The organism is Acidimicrobiia bacterium (assembly GCA_041394025.1).
In the GTDB taxonomy this organism is placed as follows: Bacteria; Actinomycetota; Acidimicrobiia; order IMCC26256; family JAOSJL01; genus JAOSJL01.
This window is the reverse complement of the sequence record JAWKJA010000005.1, coordinates 1-8,512: the sequence shown is the minus strand read 5'-3', so window position 1 is coordinate 8,512 and position 8,512 is coordinate 1. Positions and strand designations below refer to the sequence as shown.

The 8,512-nt window shown below is 69.2% G+C and carries 14 protein-coding genes; 8 read left to right on the top strand and 6 right to left on the bottom strand.

From position 1 onward, the window contains the following. Positions 1-586, bottom strand: a 586-nt coding sequence (locus R3A49_14400) for a catalase (protein MEZ5171912.1), incomplete at its 3' end; no start/stop codon positions are given. 244 nt (positions 587-830) lie between these two features. Between R3A49_14400 and R3A49_14395 the strand changes: the two genes are divergently transcribed. After that, positions 831-1,022, top strand: a complete 192-nt coding sequence (locus R3A49_14395; GenBank protein MEZ5171911.1) for a CsbD family protein — start codon at positions 831-833, stop codon at positions 1,020-1,022. 8 nt (positions 1,023-1,030) lie between these two features. Next, positions 1,031-1,186 carry a hypothetical protein gene (locus R3A49_14390; protein ID MEZ5171910.1) on the top strand — a complete coding sequence of 52 codons (156 nt, stop codon included), beginning with the start codon at positions 1,031-1,033 and terminating at the stop codon, positions 1,184-1,186. Positions 1,187-1,345: 159 nt separating this feature from the next. Here R3A49_14390 and R3A49_14385 read toward each other — a convergent pair whose 3' ends face one another. After that, entirely contained in the window at positions 1,346-1,696 is a 351-nt protein-coding gene (locus R3A49_14385; GenBank protein MEZ5171909.1) for a type II toxin-antitoxin system PemK/MazF family toxin, read from the bottom strand. Continuing rightward, positions 1,693-1,929 (bottom strand): DUF2191 domain-containing protein, encoded by a 237-nt coding sequence (locus R3A49_14380; GenBank protein MEZ5171908.1) that lies wholly within the window; start codon positions 1,927-1,929, stop codon positions 1,693-1,695. Before R3A49_14380 ends, R3A49_14385 begins: the two co-directional genes overlap by 4 nt. Positions 1,930-2,179: 250 nt before the next feature. Here R3A49_14380 and R3A49_14375 point away from each other — a divergent pair, with 250 nt between their 5' ends. Continuing rightward, positions 2,180-3,163 carry a hypothetical protein gene (locus tag R3A49_14375; GenBank protein MEZ5171907.1) on the top strand — a complete coding sequence of 328 codons (984 nt, stop codon included), beginning with the start codon at positions 2,180-2,182 and terminating at the stop codon, positions 3,161-3,163. Positions 3,164-3,194: 31 nt separating this feature from the next. On the opposite strand, the gene R3A49_14370 is transcribed toward R3A49_14375, so the two are convergent. Both R3A49_14370 and R3A49_14365 read right to left on the bottom strand, forming a co-directional pair. After that, on the bottom strand, positions 3,195-3,437 hold the full coding sequence (locus tag R3A49_14370; protein ID MEZ5171906.1) for a hypothetical protein: 243 nt from the start codon (positions 3,435-3,437) through the stop codon (positions 3,195-3,197). Next, positions 3,434-3,745 carry a hypothetical protein gene (locus R3A49_14365; GenBank protein MEZ5171905.1) on the bottom strand — a complete coding sequence of 104 codons (312 nt, stop codon included), beginning with the start codon at positions 3,743-3,745 and terminating at the stop codon, positions 3,434-3,436. Before R3A49_14365 ends, R3A49_14370 begins: the two co-directional genes overlap by 4 nt. Before the next feature lie 126 nt (positions 3,746-3,871). Between R3A49_14365 and R3A49_14360 the strand changes: the two genes are divergently transcribed. From R3A49_14360 to R3A49_14340, 5 genes are all read left to right on the top strand, one after another. Continuing rightward, positions 3,872-4,495, top strand: coding sequence for a helix-turn-helix domain-containing protein (locus R3A49_14360; GenBank protein MEZ5171904.1), 624 nt, complete (start codon positions 3,872-3,874; stop codon positions 4,493-4,495). Continuing rightward, positions 4,488-4,895 (top strand): DNA-binding protein, encoded by a 408-nt coding sequence (locus R3A49_14355; GenBank protein ID MEZ5171903.1) that lies wholly within the window; start codon positions 4,488-4,490, stop codon positions 4,893-4,895. The genes R3A49_14360 and R3A49_14355 overlap by 8 nt, the downstream gene beginning before the upstream one ends. Positions 4,896-5,238: 343 nt before the next feature. Beyond that, positions 5,239-6,372 carry an ABC transporter permease gene (locus R3A49_14350; protein MEZ5171902.1) on the top strand — a complete coding sequence of 378 codons (1,134 nt, stop codon included), beginning with the start codon at positions 5,239-5,241 and terminating at the stop codon, positions 6,370-6,372. After that, the gene (locus R3A49_14345) at positions 6,372-7,475 is read left to right on the top strand and encodes an ABC transporter permease (protein MEZ5171901.1); all 1,104 of its coding nucleotides are present in this window, start codon (positions 6,372-6,374) and stop codon (positions 7,473-7,475) included. Before R3A49_14350 ends, R3A49_14345 begins: the two co-directional genes overlap by 1 nt. 14 nt (positions 7,476-7,489) lie before the next feature. After that, positions 7,490-8,161: an ABC transporter ATP-binding protein gene (locus R3A49_14340; GenBank protein MEZ5171900.1), complete on the top strand. Its 672-nt coding sequence runs from the start codon at positions 7,490-7,492 to the stop codon at positions 8,159-8,161. 28 nt (positions 8,162-8,189) lie between these two features. On the opposite strand, the gene R3A49_14335 is transcribed toward R3A49_14340, so the two are convergent. Further along, on the bottom strand, positions 8,190-8,512 hold a 323-nt coding region (locus R3A49_14335; protein ID MEZ5171899.1), incomplete at its 5' end, for a hypothetical protein.

Genomic DNA, 8,512 nt, shown 5'->3' with positions numbered 1-8,512 from the left:
TCATGTGTCGCCACGTCCGGGGAATGCCGCGGTCGCCCATCAGCCACGCCACCTGGTGGGCGGACTCGGGCGACAACGTCCAGAAGTCCCACTGCATGTCGTGGTCGCGCAGCCCGTTGTCGGCCCTGCGCTTCTGCGAACGGATGAAGTGCTGGAACTTCATCGGGTCGCGCAGGAAGAAAACCGGCGTGTTGTTGCCGACCATGTCGTAGTTGCCCTCGGACGTGTAGAACTTCAGGGCGAAGCCACGCGGGTCACGCCACGTGTCGGGGCTGCCCCGTTCGCCGGCCACGGTGGAGAAGCGGATCACCGTGTCGGTCGTGGTGTTCGGCTGGAAGACGGCGGCCTTCGTGTAGCCACTGACGTCCTCGGTCACCTCGAAGTGGCCGAACGCGCCCGAGCCCTTGGCGTGGGGTTGGCGTTCGGGGATGCGTTCGCGGTTGAACGCCGCCATCTGCTCGATCAGGTAGTGGTCGTGCAACAGGATCGGGCCGTCGGGCCCGACCGTGAGGGAGTGCTCGTCGCTCGACACCGGGATCCCGGCGTCGGTCGTTGTCGGCTGGTTCGCCTTCTCGCCGCTTGCCATGGCGGTTCCTCTCGTCGTGGCCGGTGCGCGTCTGTCGTTCACCCCGTTCATACCCAGGTCCGTGCCCCGGTACTCGGGTACCGGGACCGCCGCCCGGTGGCCGCACCGACGGTACCTGTGGGGCGGGCACGCTGCACGGCCCACGCCGGATCACGCGGGGCAGGTTTGAGATCCCTGGGGCCGGGGTATCCCTTCCGCGTCACGGGGCACCGCCTCGTGTTCGACCCACAGGAGGAGACAAGACATGGGATCCAAGGCCGACGACCTCAAGGGCAGAGCCAAGGAAGCCGCCGGCGACCTGGCCGACGACGACGACCTCAAGGAAGAGGGCAAGCTGGACCAGGCGTCCGGCAAGGTCAAGGAGAAGGTCGAAGACGCCAAGGACTGGGTCGAGGACAAGATCGACAAGGTCCGCGACAAGTCCTCTGACGGGTAGGGGCGATCGTGCTCACACTCGGAGTCATCCTTCTCGTCATCGGTCTGGTCTTCAACATCCCGGTCCTCACCGGGCTCGGTGGGCTCATCGCGCTGATCGGGCTGATCCTGATCGTCCTCGGCGCCGTGGGCCGCGAGGTGGGAGGCAGGCGGCACTACTACTGACCTACTGACCGTCCGACGACATTCCCCGGGCGCCGGCTGCTCCAGCGGTCGGCGTCCGCGGTGACCGGAGCCCCCGGAAGAGGCCGTCCCCCCGCCCCGGGGGCTCCGTCGCGTCGAGCTTCTTCGTGCTTGCCGCCCCGTCGCAGCCGTGTCACCCGGTCAGCGCGGCACCCCTCGGCTGTCACTCTCACAATCCAGCGCGACGGCGAGCGCCGCGCAGACCTCCCGCATCCGGTCGTCGCTCAGGCGGCCGAGCCGCTCGACGAGCGATGCCGTGCCGACGCTCTCGACGGAGTCGAGGTTCACGGCCGACGGCAGGGGGACCGGGTCCTCACCCGACTCGAGTGTCACTTCGCTCGGCAGGTCACGGATCGTCGTCGTGCAGGGGGCGACGACCGCCCGGCGCAGTCGCGGGATGGCGGCGTCGCGTGACAGGACGACGACGGGGCGGCGTGCGAGGTCGGGGATCTCGCACCACCAGACCTCGCCACGTGCGGGCGTGTCCTTCACGACGACGGAGCCGCCTCGCGGAACGAGGCAAGGTCGCCCCACTCGTCGGGCGCATCCAGCGGAGCCTTGTCGTAGGCGGCGTACGCGGCGTCGGTCGCGGCCGCGCGGTGGCGCGCGGCGAGAGCGGCGAGAGCCTCGTCGAGGAGCGCCGCGTCGTTGCGTGCCGCGCAGAGGCGCCGGGCCTCGGCCAGGAGGTCCTCATCCACCGTCGTGCTGACGCGTACGCGGGTCATGCCACGATCATGCCACAGTTCGGGCATGACAAGCGGAGGCTGCCGCCCGGGGAGATGTGTCCCAGCCAGTCGGTACGTTCCGCGGCATGGTTGTGCACCCGAACGCCGGTCCCGACAGGCCTGTCGCTCGGCCGGTCGCAGGTCGTCGACGCTCGCGGGAATCCGCCGGGGCCTCAACGGCGCCTGCACGCGCCCGATGTGAACAGGGGCTCCCGATAGGGGCCCCGGAGCTCCTGTGGGGAGGATCTTCATGACCGATGAACCCGACCGTACCGAGGACCACGAATCGCAGGACGCCTCCACCGATGAGGCATCGACCGATGACGCGCCGACGGATGACATCGACGCCACGTGGGTCGGATCGACCGATACCCGACCCGTGGTGGCCAAGGGCGCCGAGGTTCCTCCCCCGCCGCCACCCCCGCCGGGTGCCGACACCGCGACGGCACCGGCCGGCGACGGCGTGGGCGACGAGCCGCCCGGTGCGGGCGCCGACGTACACGCTGACGTAGACGCTGCCGGGCCCGACGCCCTGGAGATCCCTCCGCCACCGGGAGCGGAGGCCCTCGAGGAGAAGTCCGGCCCGTGGGCGCGCTTCACGGCCGCCTACCGACGGTCCTCCAAGCCGCTCCTCTACGGGTCGGCCGCGATCGTGTTGCTCCTGGGTCTGGCCATCGGTGGGGCCGTGGGAATGACGAGCGCCAACGAGGAGAAGGAGCGCGCCGACGACCTCCAGAACGAGCTCGACGAGGCCAACGACGAGGCCGCCGCAGCACGCGACGACGCCGACAAGGCAGCGGAGGACGCCGCGGCCGACGTCGAGGCCGCCCGCAAGGACGCCGACGACCAGATCGCCGCCGCCCAGGGCGAACTCGACGACCGACAGGCCGAGCTCGACCAGCAGGCTGCCGACCTCGACAAGAGAGCCGGCGACCTCGACAAGCGCTCCGGTGACCTCGATGCCCGCGAGGGCGAGATCGCCGGTGCGGAAGCCGCCGCCGAGGCCAACTCGTTCGGGACCGGGCTCCACGTCGTCGGTACCGACATCCAGCCCGGCACCTACAAGACCGACGGAGGGTCCGGCTGCTACTGGGCGCGGCTCTCGGGACTCTCCGGGTCGTTCGACGAGATCATCGCCAACGACTTCGGCGCCGGGCCCAAGACCGTCGAGATCTCACCGTCCGACGCCGCGTTCGAGACCGACGGCTGCGGCACCTGGAACAAGATCGGCTGACAGGCTGTGCGGGAGGTCCTCTCCCGGTCGCTCACTCCAGCTTCTCGCGCACCCGGGGTTGTACTCGCTCGTCGGGTCCGATGTCGACGTGACATGCAAAGCAGTGGTGTGTCGGGCTGAAGAAGTCGACACAGCAACCTCCCAACACGATGTGGCCGGCTTCGGCATCACGCCACATCTCCCTTCCCGGGAGCCCGTAGGCGATCCGAACCACGGGACCGCCGCACTGCGGGCACACCACTTCTTCGCGGTTCTCTTCGCGGGTCTCCGTCATCGGACGAGCCGCCGACGGGCTGTCCGGCGGTTCCTCACGAGAGCGGCAGCGTGGTCGGTGAGCCGGTTGCACACCCACCCGATTCCCTGGCAGATCAAGAACGGCAGGGCGAGAGCGACGATGACGAGGATCGTGCCCAGTGTCATCAGGACGAAGATCGGCACCGCCAGGAGCAGCGACACCAGCAGGTCTCCGGTCTGCTGGTGGACGATGGCGACGCAGATGGCGTACATGACCGCAGCGAACAGGCCGCCGGAGTTCTCGAGGTTCCTCCAGTCCGATCCCGACAGCTGAGGGGGGACGATCACGGCCTGCTCCTTTCCGGCACCGGTGTCGAAGCCAGCATGCACCCCGGCTGGGACGCAGCGGCCGTGATACGAGCAAATAAGAAACGGTCGTTTCATTATTGCTATCAATCGGGTATCCTGTCTCCCATGGATTTCGTGCGACCCGTCGAGGCTCTCGTCCCCGGTGCCCAGGGGCGGGTGCTGGCCGTGCTCGCCGAGACCACCGCAGAACTCAACCTCCGGACGATCGCCGAACTCGCCGGCGTGAGCCCGTCACAGGCGTCGCGGGTACTGCCCGAACTCGTCGCCCTCGGTGTGGTCGAGCGCCGTGAGGTCCCTCCCTCCTCACTGTTTCGCCTCGTGCGAGAGCACGTCGCCTCCCGGGCGCTGCTCTGCCTCGCCCACTCTGCTGAAACCGTTGCGGTCGAGATGGGGCAGCTCGCAGCAGCGCTACCGCGTGCACCTCTGAGCGTGATCCTCTTCGGTTCGTTCGCTCGGCGCGAGGCGGGACAGGACAGCGACATCGATGTCGTCGTCGTGCGACCCGACGGCGTCGACGAGGACGACGAGGGATGGGCCGCGTCACTCGAGAGCTGGCGCGGCAGCGTTCGGCAGCTGACGGGTAACCGGATCGAGGTGTTGGAAGTCGGTGCTGAGGAGGCGGCCGCTCGATTCGCGGGTCGCAGCCCACTGTGGGAGGAGATCCGCCGTGACGCGCGGGTGGTCCACGGACTCGACATCGACGAGCTGCAGACAGTCCTCCATGCCTAGACCTGGTCGCGCCACGCGGGTGTCGGCCTCCCAGGTCCGCTCCTACGCAGGTAAGTCCGAAGAGTTCGCCGAGGCTGCTGCCAGCGACCTGGCAGCGAGCCGGAACGTCGCTGCCACGAGTCTCGCCGTCCACGCCGGCATCAACGCAGCCGACGCCGTGTGCGGGGCCCGCCTTGGTCGGCGGGCGGCAGGAGACGACCACGATCACGTGCTCACTCTCCTCCGCGAGGCAGGTACCGACGGGGCAGACGTGGAGCGCGACCTCCGTCGACTCCTCCCTCTCAAGACGAAGGCCGAGTACGATCCGGATGGCGTGGCGCCGTCGGTTGCGGCCAAGGCCGTGGAGCGCGCCCAACGCTGCGCTGCGGTGGCCCGAAGGGTCGCGTCGACGGTGAGGTAGCCGCAGCGGGGCTCTCATCGCGGAGCCTGCGCGCGACTGCCTCTTGTCCCGTGGTCGAGCCGTCCGGCTCCTGGCACGGTCGTTCGCAGCGATGCTCCTCTTGGCAGCATGCAATGACCACGCCCGCAACGACAGCGTCGGCTACCGGTCTGTCCGGCGCTCCTCGGCTGCCGGATGGATGACAAGCGCGCGATGCCCCAGCCCCGCGGTTGGCGCAGGAGCTGGGTGACCTCCGACGTGATCGCCCTTTCAAGGCCGGCCGGTGCGCGGGGCGGTAGATGTGCAACGCCGCTCCGTCGGCGTTGCCGCTGACGAGCGGCACCACACATAGGATGCGCCGGCCATGCTTCTCGCACTGCGCGAGATCCTGCGCGCCAAGATCCGCTTCGGGCTCCTCACCGGCGCCGTGGGCCTCCTCGTGTTCCTCATCCTCTTCCAGCAGGGCCTGCTCGGCGGGCTCGTCACCAACTTCATCGGCGCCGTCGACAACCAGAACTCGCCCGTGCTCGTCTTCAACGACCAGGCGCGAAGCAACGTCGAGGGGAGCTTTCTCACCCCCGACCAGGTCGATGCCGTCGCCGACGTCGACGGTGTCGCCGAGTCGGGGCCCATCGGCGAGGACACCTACACCGTGGATGCCGGCGACGAAACGCAGGACGCCGTTCTCTTCGGCTACGAGCTCGGTGGGCTCGGTGAGCCGCTGACGCTGAGCGACGGCCGCCTGCCCGAGGGCCCGAACGAGGGTGTGGCGTCGTCGGCCGACGCCGACAAGGGCTTCGCCGTGGGCGACACGGTCGAGATCGTCGGTGCCGGCGACACCGACGGGCCCCGCATCGAGATCGTCGGCACCGGCGACAACCTGCGCTTCAGCGTCGCTCCGACCGTGTTCGTGAGCTACGACACGTTCGAAGCGGCCAAACGTGCCGTCAACCCCGACGCCCAGGTCGTCCTGCCCTCGCTCGTGGCTGTCGAGCCCGCCGGCGGTGTCGGCACCGACGAGCTCACCGACCGCATCGACGCCGAGGTGTCCGGCACCGAAGCCCTCACCCGCCAGGAGGCGGTCGACGGGAGCCCGGGTGTGCAGGGCGTCAACCAGAGCTTCGGCATCATCCTCCTGCTCGCCTTCCTCGTCGTGGCGCTCGTGGTCGGCTTCTTCTTCCTCATCCTCACCGTGCAGAAGGCCAAGGCCCTCACGCTGCTCCGCGCCGTCGGCGCACCCAGCCGCTACCTCGTGCGCAACCTGCTCGTGCAGATCGGCCTCGTCCTGGGTGCGGGGATCGCCATCGGGTTCGCCCTGGTGACACTCGTCGGGTCGGTGAGCACCGGTGATGTCGCCGTCGACCTCGACGTGAGAACCGCCGTGTTCACGGTCATCGGGCTGGCCGTCATCTCGCTGCTGGGCGGGCTCGCATCGATCCGGCGCGTGCTGAAGATCGACCCGCTGCGCGCCACGCTGGATTCGGGCCGGGAGATCTGATGCGCATCGCCGTGCGTGAGCTCATCCGCCGCCCCGGGCGCTTCGTCGTCGTCGGCGGCGCGCTGGCCCTGCTCGTGCTGCTGCTGTTGTTCCTCGGGGCTCTGCTCGACGGGCTGTTCCTCAACTCCAGCGGCGCCATCCGCGCGCAGGACACCGACGCCATCGTGTTCTCCGACGACGCCCGCGAGTCGTTCCTGCGCTCCACCATCGACGCCCCCACCCGCGCCGAGGTGGAGGCCGTCGACGGCGTCGAGTCGACGGGTGGGCTCGGTCTGTCGCTGCTCGGCGCCGACATCCCCGACAGCGACGACATCGAGAACGCCGCCGTCATCGGCTACGAACGCGCCACCGACACGTTGCCCGAACCACCCGCTCCCGGTGAGACCTACGCCGACCGTGACCTCGACGACCTCGGCGCCGACGTGGGCGACACCGTTCTCGTCGGTCCCGCCGAGGTGCCTCTCGAGATCGTCGGCTGGGTCGACGACGCCAACTACCTGCTCCAGTACGGGCTGTGGGTGGAGCCCGGCACGTGGCGGGAGGTCCAGAACGCCAACCGACCCGACGCCGTCGTGGCCGACGACGAGTTCCAGGTGCTCACGGCCACGACCGCATCCGGCGCCGACCCCGAGGTCGTGCGCGCCGACATCGACGACGCCACCGGCACGACCCAGACCCTGAGCCAGAACGAGGCCGTGTTCGCCATTCCCGGCATCTCCGAGCAGAACTCGACGTTCGCCGCCGTCATCGGCGTGACGCTGTTCGTCGTCGGCCTCGTCGTGGCGCTGTTCTTCGCGCTGTTGACCCTGGAGCGCCTCGGTCTCTACGCCGTCCTGAAGGCGGTCGGGGCGAGGACCCGCACGATCGTGCTCGGCGTCATCGTGCAGTCGGTCGCCGTCGCCCTCGGCGCCTTCGTCGTCGGTGGTGTGCTCACGTTCGGCCTCGCGCAGGTGGTGCCCGCCGCCGTGCCGGTCCAGTTCGAGGTCAGCCGTGCCGTGTTCACCGCCGGCGCCGTCGTCGTCACGTCGATCCTCGGCGCGATCGTGTCGCTGCGCCGCATCATCCGCATCGATCCCGCCTCGGCCCTCGGGTCGGGGGTGTAGGAGGAACAGATCCCATGCCTGCTCTGGAGATGAGCGACGTCCGCAAGGTCTACTCGTCGGGTCCCGACGAGGTCGTCGCCCTCGACCACGCAACACTCACCGTCGAGCCCGACGAGGTCGTGGCCCTCGTGGGCCCGTCAGGGTCGGGTAAGACGACGCTGCTCTCGATCGCCGGGGGGCTGCTGACCCCCTCCGAGGGGACGGTGCGCGTGTCGGGGGAGGCCATCGGCGACTACAGCTCCAAGGAGCTGAGTAGGTTCCGCGGGAGTTCGGTCGGCTTCGTGTTCCAGGCGGTGAACCTCGTGCCGTTCCTCACCGCGCGCGAGAACCTGCTCGTCGTCGCCGAGATGAACGGCCGACTCGATAGGGAGGCCCGCGAGCGCGCGGATTCCCTGATCGACGAGTTGGGGCTCGAGCAACGGGCGAAAAACCAGCCGTCCGACCTGTCGGGCGGGGAGCGTCAGCGGGTGGCCATCGCGCGTGCGCTCATGAACGACCCCGAACTCGTCCTCTTCGACGAGCCCACGTCGTCACTCGACACCCACCTCGGTGAGCAGGTCATGGAGCTCATCTGCTCGAAGATCCGAGGTCGGGGAGCGGGGGCGGTCGTCGTGACGCACGACAAGCGCATGGCCACTTTCGCCGACCGCACCGTCGAGATCGTCGACGGCCACCTCGCCGCCTGAGCGGGCGAACGCCCTCCACCAGCGTCGCCTACTCCTCGTCGACTCGCAGCTGATCACAGAACAGCTCGCCGAGGGCGCGGAGGTCGTCGGGAGATGCGCTCACGCCACTGGATCGTGCATCGGAGCTGACGAGACGCGCCGTCCGCGTCGCCTCGTTGACGAGCCAGTGTCGGACCGATGAGAGGACGAGTGGTGCGAGGTCGAACGGCGCGCTGCTGTAGGCGTCTTCGAGCAGGCGGGATCGAACGAGCAGCTGTGTGAGCCGCACGATGTCGAGGGCGTCGCTCTCACGCTTGTCGGAACTGGAATCCCGTCGATCGGCGATGGCGTGGAGCTTGCAGGCCAAGAGAG